Here is a 16,026-nt window from a genome sequence, read left to right on the forward strand (position 1 = left end):
TTACTGTTATCTTTTTTTATTCTTTACTCCATTTCATATTTAATGCCCATTTAGTATGTTCACCTATTTGATAGAGTTTCTTTTTTTGATGATTGTCGTGTCCTAAGTTTTTAATTAGTTCATCATCTGCCCATTTATATTCAGAAGAATCTTGATTTTCTAATAACGTAATTAATTCTATCTCTTGTTCCTTAGTTGGAATTAAATCCAGTATGTCATATTGTAATATTTCAAAACAATCCCAACCTGAAGTTCTTTTTATTGGAGTTGTAACTGTTCCCACATAATTATAATTAACGTAAGGGAAATTAGTTTGACTTAATATTTTTGTTTTTATTAATTCTTCATAAAACTCTCTCCAATGAGAAATTTCTCTATCTTTTTTTTTGTTGAACCAATCTAAAAAATTAATAGCTTTTGATGCAGGAATAAAGATAGCAAAGTCGTCTTTCATTAAGCCTTTGTTGGGTAATTTCAAATCATCCATTGCTTTAAATTCACTCTTTAAAAAGCTTTGAGATTCTTTAAGTCTTTTATATTTGCCACCTACAAGTTGAAAATGACCGAAATTTGAATTTTTTACTAATAAATATTTGTCCTCTATTTTTATTCTATACAAGTAGGACATTGAAAATCGAATGTTTTGTTTTTTTAAAGCTAAGTACTTACAATGTAAGGCTAACTTAATCCTTTTTCTATTTTGAATTGACTCATAAATAAATGGTATTAAAGTTCCTATAATTAGTGAAAATCCAATCCACATTAATTTTGTTTCTTCAATATTCAAACCGATTAAAATCAAAATTGTAGCTACAACTAAAGTTATTAAATGCTTCATATAATTTGTGGGCTTGGTTTTATTGATGATATTGTTTCCACAAGTAACTCGAATGTTAATGGTTTATCTGGAAAAGCTTTTGCAATAGCTTCTGGTAAAACTTTCAATCTAATATCAGAAAAAGAGTGTCCTAAATTGTTGTTTTCCTCTGGGCTTGTTAATTCAGATAATTTTTCAAGTTCTTTATCTGATAATTTTATACCATTAAGACTTTGTGAAAAAAGTTCTTTACGTTCTTCTTTATTTGGTCTTTCAAACTCTAAAATAATAGAAGCTCTTCTTAAGATGGCTTCATCAATAAAGTGAAGTCGATTTGTTGACATAAAGACAACTGCTCGACCATTTAACTCTCTAATCTCATCAATTTTTTGTATTAATGTATTTACAGCTGCTTTTTCTTCTTGATGCATTTGGGCAGTAGAACGTGTTGATGCAATCGCATCAGCTTCGTCTATTAGTAAAAATGCTATTCGTCTTTTTCCTGCTTGTGTTTTCAGTTCTGCAAAAGCGTCATTTACTAAATTTCCCATTTGACCGTGAAGACCTTCTCCTCTTACTCTTGTACTCAGTTTTAAAAAGAAACCTTCCTTTTTAAGTTCTCTTGTCATTTTATCAGCAATTGATTCAGCTGAAACTGTTTTTCCAGTACCTGCATCTCCTGCTAAAATAATTAATGGATACTTATCTTTTAATTGATTAATTACTGGAAGTTCAATTTCATGAAATTTTTTGCTCCATTCAATTAATCCGTCTTGGTCTAAAAGTAATTTTAAATTAGAATAAATTCTATCAAATTTAGCTTGAAATCCTATTAATTCATTTGTTCTTTTTAGTACTTCTGAATTTGGAAGTTTTATTGTGTTATCGAAAATTGAAGCCATTATTTATAGGTTGTTTTTTGAAGTTCATACCCTTTACTTGCATAAAGTTGAGCTTTTGAGTTACTTAAATTAGGAAATGAATTGTCGATTGAAGTAGGAATCCAATTTAATTTGAATGAATTATTTGAATAGAATTTTTCTTTTTCAGTTTCCGATAAATCATGCCATTTATTAGTATATGAAAGAATAACAGATAAGTGAGTGTTGGGTATTTCGCTCCAGTCATTGTTTTTTCCTGCTCTATCGCTTGAAATAGCAGAGCCATTACTATTTACAAGAAATTTTGAGGCTCTCAGAGGGGTTTCATTGTTATCTAAAAGAACAATATCGACAGATTTTAAATATTCGCTTTCAGCAAAAAGTATTATGTCGTTGAATACTTTATCAACATATTCCATTGACCATTTATTAGTTCTCCTTGCAATTGTTCTAATATCAGCTTGACAACCTTCAAATGCTTTTCTTATATCAATTACCGTATAGGTATTTGTGTTTGTAACAGTATTATACATATGCTATTTTATATTAAATGTTCTATCAAAAACTCTTCTCCATTCTTCGATAGTATCTCCTTCATTATTTTTTGATTGAGCAATATTTAAAGTGTCAAAAGCATCTTCCGCTTCATCAATTATTTCATTCCAAATAGAATTTGTTACTTTTTTTGCAACACCATTTTCATTATTTGTATTATCTGCAATAAATATCGGAGTATCGTAGCTCGGAATATCATTTATTGCATCCTTGAATTTAATTATTGGGAAATTAGGGGCGCTAACAAATTGGAAAAATCGAATAATTCCTTCTTCAATATTGGTTTCTATTCCTTTGTTTATATCCAAATACGCAACAATTAACTCAATTGCAAATGAAGACAGGCCAGGTTCATTATCGGTTGGTTTTAGCTCTTTGAAGTTTCTCCACCATTTTATTGCTCTTACTATAGAAGTATATGAAGGGTTGTTTTTTCTTAATCCCACAGAAAATTCAAGTTGCTTTGAAACACTTGTTATGTATTTTTTTCCACCTCCGCCTCTTTGAGGTTGCCAAACATATTCTTTTGGGTTTGAGATAGGAATTACTGGTACAATATCAACTTCTAATCCTGTACCACTAAATCTTATTGTAATTGATTTTGTATTTCCTTCTGCATCAACATCTTTATTAATGTCTTTTTGTGGGTAAATTTCTTCTAAATAGTCAACAATGAAATCGTGTAGTTTTTTTAAATCATTTTGAATTTCATTATCACCATCTACATACAATACTAAATCTATGTCAATAGGATTTTCTCCCGTTGGTTTTAATATTGTGTGTTTTTTCCAAGAACCTGCTAAAATATATTTTGTAACTTTTAAGCCAGTCCTATCATCATTTTTGATTTTGTCTTCAAGTTTTTGTTTCAAATTATTTATCTGGTCTCTATACTTTTGCATATTCTCAGACTTCAACTTGATTTTATTAATGAAGAATTGTAATTGATTATTGTTTAATTTCATATTAATTGAATATCAAATACTTAACCAATATAATTTAATTGACAATTTGTCTGTATTCGATATTTTTTAAGTCTTTTTGACAGTTTTGGTTTTTAAATAAATGGTAACGGACAAGTATATGCAAAGTGGGCGATTGCGGGATTCAAACTTATCAAACCGAGATAATTTTGATGCGGACTACAAGCGTTGAAAACACTACAATCCCGCCCATTTTGTATATACAGTGTTGTGTGGCGTTATTCTTCCATTTCACAATTACATTTTGAAACAACAGTTCCTCCATCAACTTCGACATTATCAGTATTTATAGCTCCAGCAGGACATTCCCATACATCATATTTCCCTGATATTTCTGCTCCACATTTTGAACATTCAATAGCAAAATCAGCTGAGTGACATTTTTCAACACCCATACTACGTTCTTCTGATTCTACAACATCAAAAGGAAGGTCTTCACAATCTATACTATTAATTGCACCACATTTATTGCATTTAATCTCTAATTGTCCATTACATTTTAAATTCATAGGTCTTACTTTTTAAATAAATATTTCGAGTTATTGTTTATACAATCTTTTATAATCGCTGTTATTTGCGAGTGAATATCAAATTTCCTATTGCTTTTGTAACTAAGTACATCATATGTAAAAATCACTTCAGATACTTTTACTAGTTTATTGGTCTCATAAATCATGTAAGCGTCTTTGTAATCATATTTAAATGTATTATTGAAACTTGGAGCTTCATCAACCGGCAATTTATTCTCCAAGTCAAGCATATCAGCAATTTTTTGCCCGTTTATATCAACTAATACAATTTCTGTGTTTAGTTTGCGGAAAACATCAGAAAGATCTTCATTCATTCCAGTTATATTTTCCAGACACCATTCTCTATCAAGGTTAATTGCCAGATTAGTTACCTTTCTAGGAATTATTGTCATGTCTATACTTAATGTCTTCGGAGTATTCTTTAATTCTTCAGGTACAGGTTTTCGAATTACTTTTATACTGATATTATTATTTGAAGCAAATTCAATCGCTCCTTTCTGAAATCCCGTAGTTGTAACAATTATTCCTTTTGAACAATTTAAATCCTGTAAAACTGAATTAAAATCACGAACGACACCAATTGATACATTCTTTGAATATCTCTTACACTCAACAGCAACCTTTATAAGTTCTCCAAACTGCTTATATTCCCAATACACATCAATCTGATGAGTACCAGTTTTTCCTTTCAATTTAACATCATGGTTAACAAACACATTTTGAATATCCTCGTCTCTCAATATTTGAGTAAAAACCGATTTTATATACTTTTCATATTCAATGTTAGGATTCATGTTTTACTGTCTTTAATGCCACACAACGATTTGGCGGTAGTTTGTAAATAGCACTGAGCTTTCATAAACCACAGAATGCCCTATTTGCTATATGCAGTGTTACCTGCTGACTTTTTATAACAAGTCTGAAAATCCGTTCTGTAAATAAAATTTAACATTTTCTTTTTCCTCTGTTGTTTGTTCTCTTGAGATATATGGGAATGCATTTAGAAAAAGTTTTTTTAATTTTTCAAATACTTCATCAGTTGCTTCTTCTCCGTCTTTTTGGAAAGAATTCATCCAAGCCATTTGTTTTTTGATATATGTAGTTGGAGATAGATAGTCTGTTATGTCTGCCCATTCATCAAGTAGTATTTCTTCTTGCATATATTTGTCTTTCAGGATTGCATCACATTTTCCTTTGCAACTGAAGTATGCTTTTTCATAAGGATTTTGCTTATGAACTTTCGCTTTCCAATCGGTAGGTTTTCTCATTGTAACGAAAATCCCATTTTTTGTTTTTAATAAATCTTCATTACAATATTCACAATGAATAGAACTGTTATCCGAAAATATTTTTGCAGGTTTTGGATTTTCAACTTTATATTTTTCAAAACTGATAGGGAAGTATCTGCTCGCAAGTCTAATGCCTTCTGGAGATTCAAGCAATATCTTTTCAATCCTTTCTCTATCAAAATATTCTATGGATGTTTTCTTTTTTAACCCTTCAAAATTTTTACCTAAAGAGGCCGCAGGAAGAGTAGAATAAAAACCAAAGAAACCATCACATTCGTGTACTGATATTCTATCTAAAATATTCGGTTCATCTGTGTCAGATATAGATTTTCCAGAATGAGCATAATGTTTACAACTCACTAACCATTTAATCTTAGTTGCTCCTGAAATTCCTTGACGTAATTCTTGAATTATCAAATCTTTTTTTCCATCAGCACCTCTGTCAGGATGTTGTATAATTTCATACCCTAATATTTCAAGAAAATCTCTTGAAAACAATTCAAAGGTATCTTGATCTCCGTCTCCTGTGTTTGCCTTAGGTATTTCCTTAAAATCTAATATCATACTTTAATCATTGAGTTTATTTTTTCGTTCAATTTATTAAACAATTTAATCAACTTAGATAAGATTAATTGTACCGTTGTTATTAGTGTTAAAGACAGTATAAGCTGAATAAAAGTAATTATGATTAATCCTTCAATACTCGAAAAAAAAGTACAACTTTTATAGATATAATATCCTGATATGAATGCAAGAAATGGCGTTATGGAATTGACCATTATATCGGGGTCATTATTTTGCTTGCGGTCAAACGTACATTTACTTAAGAATTGTAAAATCGGTACGATAGAAATTGACACGAGCATTATTAGTTTTTTCCGCTGGGTCAAGTCGATATTGAAGTCGTAAAAATGACTTATTATTAAGCTTATTTTGAAAACATAATCAAGAAATAGGGTAATCACAAAAATTAGTAATACTGCAAGAGCCACTTTTTCTATGTTCAAGTCTTTTAAGTTCATATCATTACTTTTTTAAGGGAAACAATTTCCTATTCTTCAAGCTGCCATCTTTTCAAGTTTGTAAAAACTGCTTTGTATTTATTGTTCAAATAGATGATGGGGTCATTAGTTTTTATACTTGTTAATTTATCTACCCACATGCGTGAATCAGGTTCATATTCACCTTCCGTTATTGGTAATTCCAACAAAATTTGGTCGAGCGTCTTCCCTTTTCTTAAACCATCTCTTGTCCGTTGGATAATTTCTACTTGAGAGAGGTCGCACTCCCAAATTGTTAGCGTAGGATGAATTATCATATTTCTTCCTATGTGAAATATTGCATGGCAGGCAACACAGCATGTTATTAGATTGTCCGCAGTATTAGTTATTGTACTGTCAACATGGTGTAAATTCATCCATTTGGTCGCCTGATGTCCGCAAAATTGACAAGTATTATTATCTCTTGATAAAACTTCTTGTCTTAGCGATTTAGGTATTGGATTATCTCCGTTATTCCAATAAAAGGGATTTTTTATTCCTGGATGCAGTTTTGGTTTCTTCATGATTCAACGTTTTTCCTAATTACACACAACTTGTTTATATGTGGAAGTTATAAAACAACCCCAAGATAACAAACCTCAAAAGAGGTTATTCAATACTTTTTCTTTGTTTTTCGTAAGTTTACAGAATTACAACTTAGGAGCCTCCTTGGGTGGTTAATCTTACTTTTATGAAAAACAATCAGCTTGAAAATTTTAAAAGAATACTTGAAATCCATTTATTGTTATACAAATACTATTAATCTAATTTTTAAATTGACACTCTTGAAGTTTAGTTCATCAAAATAAATTAAAAAAATCTTTTCTGCTCACACCACAATAATCTAATATTATCCCTAAAGGCGCCTTTAGTTCTGAATCTAAATTATTTGGCAAAATTAGGTTCTTCTCATATGCTCTTAATTCAAAAATTAAGGCCCATTTAAATACATTTTTAATTGCTTCAACCTTATAAAAATATTCAGGCAATAAATCAACAAGATCAGACTCTAAACTCATTTTAATTTGACTTAATGTTTTTTTTGATTTTGCTATTTCAATTGCCATTATAATTGTTTGATTAACCCCCTCACTACCTAAATTACCATATTTAAACCCTTCACTCAATGCTACTTTCCTTTGATGTGGATCTAAAAAGGCGATATTTTTTAAAATATAATCAAGAATTAACAAACTATGAGATAAAATGATATAAACCGCTCTTAATGCTATTTCCTTTTTTTGTTTGTCAAAACATTTATTAACAAAATATTTTAAAGTAATTAAATTTGAATTAAGCCCACTGAAATCAAGTTCATCTAACAACCTAGATTTAGACTTTTCATAAATATTATTCCAAGTTATATTTCTATATACATTATAACTTTTTACGCTACTAAAGAGGGTTAACAACTCTTCCTCTGTTAATCTTTCTAAATTGCTATAATTAAGTTTTTGCAAAAAATTACCATCCAGTATTGTTATTTTATTTTGTATCCCGTATTTTCTAACAGCATCTTTCTTATCAGATGTAGCCACAACACAATTATCAAATCCAAGTAGGTTTTGCAATCCCTTTGCCCATAAAATCCTTTCAAATGCTTTAGGTGTTTTCTTGTTTTTAATATCTACATTAGCCCTTTCTCTTGTTAACCCAGAAACCCTACCATATAAAAACAAATCTATATCTGTTATCTCATTACCTTTGAAGCTATATTTTACTCCTCTAGCAACATAGTACCCATTATTAAGAAAGTATAAACGTAATTTTTCTTCCATTAATGGACCTTTAAAAAGTTCGACCTGTTTTGCCATTCTAATTTCTTATTGTTCTAATTAACTCTCCTATTTCTTTTCCAGATGAAGCTTCTCTTCTCTTTCTGATTTTTTGTCTATTTTTTTCAGGTCCAATATAACAAGAAACATTAGAACTGCCTACTACAACTGAACCAAGTGTTGAATCCTCAGCTAAGTCCCCATTTTCAATAACTGAAAGTGCTAATTTAGCAATATCATATTTTAGAAGCCTCATATAATACATCGTACCATGGTAATGCTCAAGTTTAATTACTCTGTTTAGTTCTAACACTTGATAATCTTCTCCTATAGCGGTACATGGACCAACTCTTTCACCTCTTATTAATTTTCTTAATGTGTTTACTAACATCGAAGAACCTTGTATTCTTCCCCTACCAAAAGAACTTATTTTCAAACCATAAACTAAAGATGTAATAAATGCTTTTGCCATATCTAAAGCATCTTCTTCAAATGGATTGCCATATTTGGCAAAAGAAGAGGGCTTAGTCAAAAATACTTTTGAATGGCTGTTATTACTTACTTCATTAAAATCATACATCGCAATAGACTGTAATCTAGCCAATAATTTAGCTCCAAGAATTTTCTCAGCAGTTTCTATCAAAACACACCCATCATTTGTTATTAAATCATCAACTTCTTTAACAAGCTTCTCTTCACTCCCAATTAAAGAATCTAAAACCTTTTGAGTCTTTACTATCGCTTCTCTTTTAAACAAGTTACCATTAAAATAGTTTTTTTCTTCATCCAAAATCTCATAATCAACTATACCTATTTCTTCAGATTGATTAAAAAGTTTTTCATTAGTTTTTGAGTCTAGTTTATATGTGTCAGCAATGTATTCTTTTAGAACAGTTTCTTTAATAGGTTTATCAGAACTATAATTTGTTAATTCTAAAGATGCTTTTTGATAATTATTTGATTTTTCATTAAATATATCAGCAGTGTGTGTCAAAACATTAGAAGTAGTTAAACCTAATACTCTAACCTCTCCATTTTTTGAAACATCTATTAACTGATTCTCTTTTAATGTATTTAATAGAACGGGTAATTCAAATCGCTTACTTATATTCAATGTGTCTGATACAGCATTAACTTTATTCTTATCTAGTACGCTTTCTTCGTTAGTAGCTGAAAAGCATGACAACAGAAGCCCACACTTTCCAGCTTCATCAACATCATCAAAATCAGGAATATTCGATACTTCTTGTAGTTTTTTTGCGTGATGAATTATCCAAGCTCCTTCTGTTCTTTTTTTCATAAAATACTATTTATACAACATAAAACCTGTTATGAAATCAGCTGTTCTTTTTTTAACCAATTCATTAACTTTACTTTTTTACTTAATCCATTATTCTTAGCTCCGCTTACAGAAAAACTTTTAATTCAATTACACCCTACTTGTTTTTAATGGCCAATGTCCAACATTTCCTTGCCTTGAAAGCTTCTCTTTATTTTTTTATATTATCTCGGGTTTTGAAGACTCATTTTATATCCATACTTAACTAGATACATTTTATTAGATTTATTCTCTCCTTTAAAATCTCTAGAATAATTAAAGCTTGAATAAACTTTAGCTGTTAAACTATTTTTTTCTAACTCATCGACACCTACTAATCCATCAATTATTAGTTTTATATCTGATTTTGTAATTTTGGACGTGTTATATGTAATTTCAAAATTTAGTAAAGAATATCCATTAGTGATGTAATCATTATTTTTTGTATAAAAGTCTAAGTAATTTATTAAAAAAGGATTCTTTGTATCCTGTTTAGGTGGATTCATTTTTAACTCTCTTAGCATTATTCTTAGTTTTCCTGTAAAATGATTTTGAAACTCAATATCATAATATGTACCTACTATATTTACTTCATTATTTATTAAATTTTCTATTTTTGCTTCTACTTCCCCAGATATTTTTGCCCCACTTGTATTTAGCACCGATTTAATATTGCTTTTGATTCCACTCTTAAACAGCTTCTCTATTTTATGCTGTTGCTTTATATCATTGGGATTAGTTTTAGTATAAATTGACTTTTGAAGCATACTACGAATTGCTATATATTTAGGTATAAACATAACCTGTTTCTTCCCTACATAAGAATCTTCCATATTAAAATCAGATAAAAAGTCCCCCCATAAATCAGCACTAATCAACACATTATCTGGTATATAATTTGGTATAGTTGCCTCTTCAAGGTATGATATATAAACTTCATCTAACACGCCATAATCCCCTTTAAGAAAAATCAAATCTATAAAATCTTCATGTTTACGTAGTTTATTGTATCCAATTAACCTACCCAAAAAACTGTACTCTTTAATTGGAATAATTGGATCTTTAATTAAAAGAGAAGTATTTTGAACATTTTTCAGCCCAAATTGATTAGTACCATTTATTACCTTAGAGCTTATTTTCGCATCAAACAAAGTAATAGATTCAGCACAGCTTGAAAATAAAACTAGTATTGTTAATAATTTTAAAAAATTTTTCATAACAATGTTATTTTTAAATAAGAAACACACATAACATCAGTTAACAACACAAAACAATCATTAACCAAATAACCATTCAAAATTACATAGAACTTTGATACCTACGACATACTAAGTTTTTAACATAGATAGCTAGGTATATAGACCTAATCCAAACAAAACAGTTGTTTATTTGGTAATAATTGTAAAAAAATAAAATTAATTTTACGTTTAATAACTCCAAGAAAATCATCTATGAATACATTTTTATTTTTTCTAATTCTATTCATTTTTTGCTCATTTGTTGTTTTAATGATATTGAGAGATAAACTCCCTAAAGTTTACATGTTTTTTAGAAATGACTTTACAGAATATGTATTTGTTAAAATAGATCGATATATTGGAGAAAACAATGAAGGGAAATTTGATAAAGTAAAAATAGTAAAGGAGATAGAAACAAAATATATAGCAAAAGAAATTGAGTTAAATACAAATATTCCTGATGAGCAAAATAATAAAAAGCTATCCACAAAAGATAAAGGAAGAATATTTGAAGAGTACGTCGTTAGTTTGATAGACTTTGATAATGATTTTACATTTAAGGAATGGAGAGGAGACAAATATATTAATGGTAAATATCCAAATTCTAACACTTATCCGGACTTACAAATATCTTATGACAACATGAAAGATAAAATACCATTTGTACTATCTTTAGAATGTAAGTACCGATCTGGATTTTATGAAGATCATTTAAATATAGGGGCAAAACAACTGGAAAACTACAGGAAGTTTGCAATGCAAGAAAAACAAAAAGTTTCTGTAATTTTAGGAGTTGGAGGCCCACCTTCTAACCCTGATAAAATTTACTTAGTTCCATTAAAAAAGTTCAATACAGACGGATCTATTAGCCAGTTAACAGCCAATACATATAAACGTGACAAAAGCAAATTAAAATTTGATTTAAAGACACAAACAATTGTTTAATATCAAGATACATAGCCGATAGGCTTCAATAAATAAAATCAAAAAAACAAAGAAAACCACGAATGAATAAAATTTGTAGGAACGACAGCCCCAAAAATGAAGAGAATTCAACTTAACCAATAAGAGGGTTAGCGAGGCGTATGGTTCACTCCGGATAAAGCTTAGAATATCAAAATTAATAATAAACAGCAGTACCAAACATTAAAAACAAGCTAGAATTTAAAGATTAGATTATAACAAAAAAAGAAGTATACAAATTGTAACTAAATAATAAAAACAATATAATAGGATACAAAAAACAGCTAGGATATTGATAAATACTAATTCCTAACTATTACTATTAGTTGATTTTTATCCTACTACCCTTAATACGCTAGTTATACAAGGGATTCCCTTAATTGGGAATGATTAATTTACAAAGCCTTGCTTCAAAACCTGTCCTAATAAATAGAAAATTACATTTCTTAATAATTTGTTAAATAGTATCAATTCATTTTACCCCACAAAACTACTTGAGAATTCGAGTAATCTTGCGGGGATATGTTAATATGAATTTTATTTCTTAACTACTTTATCAGTATAAACCACTTTTTCATCAGCAGTTATTGTAATAATATAACTACCGTTTGTATAGTCTTTTAATGAAAGAACTATTTCGTTTTCATCTTCTGTTAATACCTCTGAATAAACTTGTTTACCAAGAATGTCTGTTACTGATAATGTTAAGTTTTGATATGGTTCTAAATACTTATATCTAACCGAAACAAAGTCAGTTGTTGGGTTGGGATATAACAACATGAATTCATCTTTTTCTTCCAAGTCCAGAGAATGGTTAACATACATACTCTTTGTTAAGTCTGGCATATAAGCAGGTTCTATATAACTTGATTCATTATTAAGAGCCAATATTGCTTGTGCGCTTGAATGCCCTAATCTATTATCCAAAACCAGCTCTTTTAACTTATCAATTTCTGATTGAGGTAGATCATGAACCTGATACCCCTCTATTTCCCAATTTTGTTTTAAGTTGTTGAATAGAGTTAAATCATCAATGTATTTATTCTCTTGATCTGTTAAATCAAATGAGTTTAAAGTGCTCAAAGTTGAACTAACTAATGATTGATTGCCCTTTGCCATTGCAATTTTTAGTTTTTGTAGTTCATATTTAACTAAACCTGTATTTGAAACTAAATCGATTAACGCTTCTGTTGAGTCATAAGAAATGGTATCATAAGCAATGTATTCTATTCCTGCTTGTATGATTTGATCCAATTCCTTTCTATACTTTGAAACTTCTAATGCTAAAAATTCTTCCGTTGATAATGTTGTTTTCCCTAACTTAATTTGGTTTCTCATGTATTGAGGAAGTTGGTTAATTCTATTGTCCAGAATTTCGTCTAACTCTTTAATTTTTGCAGATTGGGGATTAGCAACTAAAATATTTCTAATCATAGCTAAGGTGAATCCATCTTCTTTTTTCGCTACCTCCATTAATACTTCATCAGATAAGTAACCTGCTTTATCCATTAAGTCCATATAATTGGCGTAAGCATCTTGATCAGTTGTAGAGGCAACTTCTGCTTCTAATTGCGCTGTTGAACCTCCATCAATCAAGCTATTATAGGTGTTTATTGCTGTATTTAGATTTAGCATTGCTCCTGATTTTAGGAATGTTAAATTTGCAATTGAACCTATTACAATAACTGGTAGTTGAGATGTTGCACAGGTGTTAGTATAGCTCCCAGATGCTGAACTAATAGGTGTTACACTTGTATAATGATTTTGTGGAAATAAACGACTGTTTTGCGACTGGTCATGGTGATAATAAGTAATGTATTCATTTTCATTTCCATAGTTTGAATGTGTATATGAAGACGCAAATAAGTTATCAGACAACCCTAATCCATCAAATATTGTAGGGTTTCCTTGATGCTTACGAATTCCTTTAACTGGAGCTTGTTCTGTTATACTATTAGCTACATAAATATCTGATACAGTATTGGCAAACTCATTACATTTAATTTCTAACCCCTCAATTGATCCACTCCCATTTGTTGTTCTGTTCTGATCGATTGCTTCTATTCCTATTGGATGATTATTAAATGTATTTTTAAATATTTCAGTTGGCTCTCCACTTCGGTTAGAGGCTATAACTCCCCATGTAAAAGAACCATGTAGTTTAGTACTAATATTGTTAAATGTATTTTCCTGAATCGTATAATCTTTACAATTATCTAAATACATTCCGTAGAGAACCGGCGACCATGAAATACCTTGGTCGTCTGTATTGAATATATTACCTGAAACATCTGATTTATCTAATCCATTAAAGTAAATACCTCTTAACGAGTTAAATGTTGATTTATTGATTTCGATATGTTTTCCATTGAATAGACCAATAAAATCATCTCCCTCATAGGCTTTTACTCCATATTCTAAATCCTCAAAATCAGAATTTGACACTTGATAAGAAGCATTAATAGAAATGATCCCCTCTCCTCTGGTTCCGGAAACAGTTGTTCTATTGTCTTCAAATTTACATCCTTTGAAGTTAACTCCATTGACATCCCACAATGTTATACGTGGGAATAAGCTATTACCAATATAATCATCTGTTGTTCTAAAGAGACAATTGGTAAATCTTGATCGGTTACTAGCTTCATAGTTTGGGTTGCTTATAGATGGATTGAAATGGTAAGATAAAAACTCAACATCTCTTTTGTTGTTAATAAAATAAGAGTCTTTTGCTCTAATGATACCTCCTGTTGAATTCCAATCCCAAGCATTCTGATTTTGCTTTTTAGTTGTTATTCCTATGATCGCATTTTCAATCATACTTCCACTTTTCATTTCAAGATAACCTTGATCGGCATAGTAATGCCCTGCATTTCTATCTCCATGCAATTCAACTCCATTCCACATAATACCATTACAAGCGTCTGATGTTAGAGTGGTATTATCTAAAGTAACTCTTGCTCCTTTTTCTATGATAAGTGTTGCTCCATCATCAAAAAGAAAGGTCATGTTCTCCATGGTAACATTTGCCCCACTAGGAATCGTTATTTTGCTTTCTACTCGTACAACCCCATTGGCATTGTTAAAAGGATTTGAATTCAAACTCCATGTTTGAACTCCTGTATTAGCAGTGTAAACAGAAGTGTATCCATCTACTTCTTTACAACAGCTTGAAGTAAAACGAGCAAAGGCATCTTCTGTATCTAACTGGGAGGGTAAATAATATAACCTTTGTGCATTAGAGGTATTGTTGGGGTCTAATACATTGATTGGACTATAACTTTGAACAGCACTAATTGTTGCTGAATTAGGTATGCCTGGATTAGCTATTTGTGCTAAATTAGATGGGCTTGTTAAATACATATTTCCATCTATTCCTAATTCTATTTGTGACCTTTCATAAATGCTTAAATCTGCTAATGATGTTTGACCAAAAGTTGGGGTTAACAATTGACTATTTGTTAAATCTAATACTGATATATAAGCATTTTGTAAATTATCATTGCTATGTGTCATATATAATAGCTCTCCAGACTTATTAAACTCTAAACCTGAAAAATATTGTTGTTTTTGAGTGACTGCCATTGCTGGACCTACATAATATCTTGCTGATAAGTCAATAAACTCCATGGTTACTGGATCAATGTCTATAATACAGACTGATGGATTACCATAGTCACTATTTCCAGAAGTGTTTGCATTTACATCTGCAAAAAGTAATATTTCAAAAGCCATTCTATAATTTCCATTAGGAAGTAGAACAAGTTCCATTTCAGTAGCATCGAAAGAGTTTCCTAAATAGAAAGCTGTTTTATGCGGTGCTGGAGGTGGAGGAAATATACCTGTATTACCACTCCAATCGTAGTTATCATAAACTAAACCTGTTGATGTGAGTTTGTACCTAAATACTCTGGTATCTCCTTTTACAAAGATGTAACGATCATCATTGGGGTTTCGGGTAGGTGCTACAACACATCTATGAATGCATGCTGCTGGATGCGCTTTATTAAGACTTTTGTAATAATCTGTCACCCCTGCTGGCAATAGTGTTACCATATCAGTAGGTTCAGTCTCCAAATACCCTAATGGTCCTGTTTCCCACGAGGGAGCCGACATATCTAAAACGCCATAATAGGTCTCACTATTTATTGGGTAAGCTTGTGTAGTAAAAATGTAAAACTTGTTACAATTTTTAGGCATTGGTACAATGAATAATTCTGCTGCTCCAACTACATTTGAAACCGCAAATTCTTGACTAATTAACCAACCATTTTTGTCATAGATATAACCGTCCAACATAAAAAACAACAATTCTCCATTTGCATCATGCATAATGTTATGTGTGTATTCAGCAGGTCGCCCATCATAGGCATCTGGCCAACTGATATTTCCTCCATAAGGACCTACGGTTGGAGTGGGGAGAGAAGAAGAAACAAGTGGGTTTAATAAACTTAATTCGAGCTTCGAGCCTGGCAATGTCCACAATGGGGACTGTGCTGTTATAGTTATTAATGAAATTAACATAACTATCAATAAAAGTTGTTTTTTCATAGATTTATTGGTTTAAAGTTTTGATTAAAGCGTAAAAATAATGAATAATGTTAAACTAATTTTGATTTTGTTTAGTTATCTTTGGTAAT

13 protein-coding genes are annotated in these 16,026 nt (G+C 30.3%); 1 reads left to right on the forward strand and 12 read right to left on the reverse strand.

The window, feature by feature from the left end:
- Positions 1-16: 16 nt before the first annotated feature.
- From N4A35_16990 to N4A35_17040, 11 genes are all read right to left on the reverse strand, one after another.
- Positions 17-838 carry a hypothetical protein gene (locus N4A35_16990; GenBank protein ID MCT4583110.1) on the reverse strand — a complete coding sequence of 274 codons (822 nt, stop codon included), beginning with the start codon at positions 836-838 and terminating at the stop codon, positions 17-19.
- Positions 835-1,719, reverse strand: a complete 885-nt coding sequence (locus N4A35_16995; GenBank protein MCT4583111.1) for an ATP-binding protein — start codon at positions 1,717-1,719, stop codon at positions 835-837. The genes N4A35_16990 and N4A35_16995 overlap by 4 nt, the downstream gene beginning before the upstream one ends.
- Positions 1,719-2,231, reverse strand: a complete 513-nt coding sequence (locus tag N4A35_17000) for a hypothetical protein (GenBank protein MCT4583112.1) — start codon at positions 2,229-2,231, stop codon at positions 1,719-1,721. The genes N4A35_16995 and N4A35_17000 overlap by 1 nt, the downstream gene beginning before the upstream one ends.
- Before the next feature lie 3 nt (positions 2,232-2,234).
- The gene (locus N4A35_17005; protein ID MCT4583113.1) at positions 2,235-3,218 is read right to left on the reverse strand and encodes a CBASS oligonucleotide cyclase; all 984 of its coding nucleotides are present in this window, start codon (positions 3,216-3,218) and stop codon (positions 2,235-2,237) included.
- Positions 3,219-3,454: 236 nt separating this feature from the next.
- Positions 3,455-3,745: a hypothetical protein gene (locus tag N4A35_17010; protein MCT4583114.1), complete on the reverse strand. Its 291-nt coding sequence runs from the start codon at positions 3,743-3,745 to the stop codon at positions 3,455-3,457.
- Positions 3,746-3,750: 5 nt separating this feature from the next.
- Positions 3,751-4,560 (reverse strand): restriction endonuclease, encoded by an 810-nt coding sequence (locus N4A35_17015; GenBank protein ID MCT4583115.1) that lies wholly within the window; start codon positions 4,558-4,560, stop codon positions 3,751-3,753.
- A gap of 114 nt (positions 4,561-4,674) precedes the next feature.
- Entirely contained in the window at positions 4,675-5,619 is a 945-nt protein-coding gene (locus N4A35_17020; GenBank protein ID MCT4583116.1) for a restriction endonuclease, read from the reverse strand.
- 487 nt (positions 5,620-6,106) lie between these two features.
- On the reverse strand, positions 6,107-6,619 hold the full coding sequence (locus tag N4A35_17025; protein MCT4583117.1) for an HNH endonuclease: 513 nt from the start codon (positions 6,617-6,619) through the stop codon (positions 6,107-6,109).
- A 276-nt stretch (positions 6,620-6,895) separates the two neighbouring features.
- Entirely contained in the window at positions 6,896-7,873 is a 978-nt protein-coding gene (locus N4A35_17030; GenBank protein ID MCT4583118.1) for a hypothetical protein, read from the reverse strand.
- A gap of 37 nt (positions 7,874-7,910) precedes the next feature.
- Positions 7,911-9,170, reverse strand: coding sequence for a hypothetical protein (locus N4A35_17035; protein ID MCT4583119.1), 1,260 nt, complete (start codon positions 9,168-9,170; stop codon positions 7,911-7,913).
- A gap of 203 nt (positions 9,171-9,373) precedes the next feature.
- Complete coding sequence (locus N4A35_17040; protein ID MCT4583120.1) at positions 9,374-10,405, reverse strand: hypothetical protein; 1,032 nt, start codon at positions 10,403-10,405, stop codon at positions 9,374-9,376.
- Positions 10,406-10,639: 234 nt separating this feature from the next.
- On the opposite strand from N4A35_17040, the gene N4A35_17045 reads away from it, so the two are divergent.
- The gene (locus N4A35_17045; GenBank protein ID MCT4583121.1) at positions 10,640-11,371 is read left to right on the forward strand and encodes a hypothetical protein; all 732 of its coding nucleotides are present in this window, start codon (positions 10,640-10,642) and stop codon (positions 11,369-11,371) included.
- Between the two features lie 555 nt (positions 11,372-11,926).
- On the opposite strand, the gene N4A35_17050 is transcribed toward N4A35_17045, so the two are convergent.
- Complete coding sequence (locus N4A35_17050; protein ID MCT4583122.1) at positions 11,927-15,937, reverse strand: T9SS type A sorting domain-containing protein; 4,011 nt, start codon at positions 15,935-15,937, stop codon at positions 11,927-11,929.
- Positions 15,938-16,026: the final 89 nt, after the last annotated feature.

The sequence above is a fragment of the Flavobacteriales bacterium genome (assembly GCA_025210295.1).
In the GTDB taxonomy this organism is placed as follows: Bacteria; Bacteroidota; Bacteroidia; order Flavobacteriales_D; family Parvicellaceae; genus S010-51.

What these genes read in the sequence shown, in the direction of transcription:
- N4A35_17045 (MCT4583121.1), top strand. Translation starts at nt 10,640, where the DNA reads ATGAATACATTTTTATTTTTTCTAATTCTATTCATTTTTTGCTCATTT.
- N4A35_17035 (MCT4583119.1), bottom strand. Translation starts at nt 9,170, where the DNA reads ATGAAAAAAAGAACAGAAGGAGCTTGGATAATTCATCACGCAAAAAAA.
- N4A35_17020 (MCT4583116.1), bottom strand. Translation starts at nt 5,619, where the DNA reads ATGATATTAGATTTTAAGGAAATACCTAAGGCAAACACAGGAGACGGA.
- N4A35_17010 (MCT4583114.1), bottom strand. Translation starts at nt 3,745, where the DNA reads ATGAATTTAAAATGTAATGGACAATTAGAGATTAAATGCAATAAATGT.
- N4A35_17000 (MCT4583112.1), bottom strand. Translation starts at nt 2,231, where the DNA reads ATGTATAATACTGTTACAAACACAAATACCTATACGGTAATTGATATA.
- N4A35_17050 (MCT4583122.1), bottom strand. Translation starts at nt 15,937, where the DNA reads ATGAAAAAACAACTTTTATTGATAGTTATGTTAATTTCATTAATAACT.
- N4A35_17015 (MCT4583115.1), bottom strand. Translation starts at nt 4,560, where the DNA reads ATGAATCCTAACATTGAATATGAAAAGTATATAAAATCGGTTTTTACT.
- N4A35_17005 (MCT4583113.1), bottom strand. Translation starts at nt 3,218, where the DNA reads ATGAAATTAAACAATAATCAATTACAATTCTTCATTAATAAAATCAAG.
- N4A35_17030 (MCT4583118.1), bottom strand. Translation starts at nt 7,873, where the DNA reads ATGGAAGAAAAATTACGTTTATACTTTCTTAATAATGGGTACTATGTT.
- N4A35_16990 (MCT4583110.1), bottom strand. Translation starts at nt 838, where the DNA reads ATGAAGCATTTAATAACTTTAGTTGTAGCTACAATTTTGATTTTAATC.
- N4A35_17025 (MCT4583117.1), bottom strand. Translation starts at nt 6,619, where the DNA reads ATGAAGAAACCAAAACTGCATCCAGGAATAAAAAATCCCTTTTATTGG.
- N4A35_17040 (MCT4583120.1), bottom strand. Translation starts at nt 10,405, where the DNA reads ATGAAAAATTTTTTAAAATTATTAACAATACTAGTTTTATTTTCAAGC.
- N4A35_16995 (MCT4583111.1), bottom strand. Translation starts at nt 1,719, where the DNA reads ATGGCTTCAATTTTCGATAACACAATAAAACTTCCAAATTCAGAAGTA.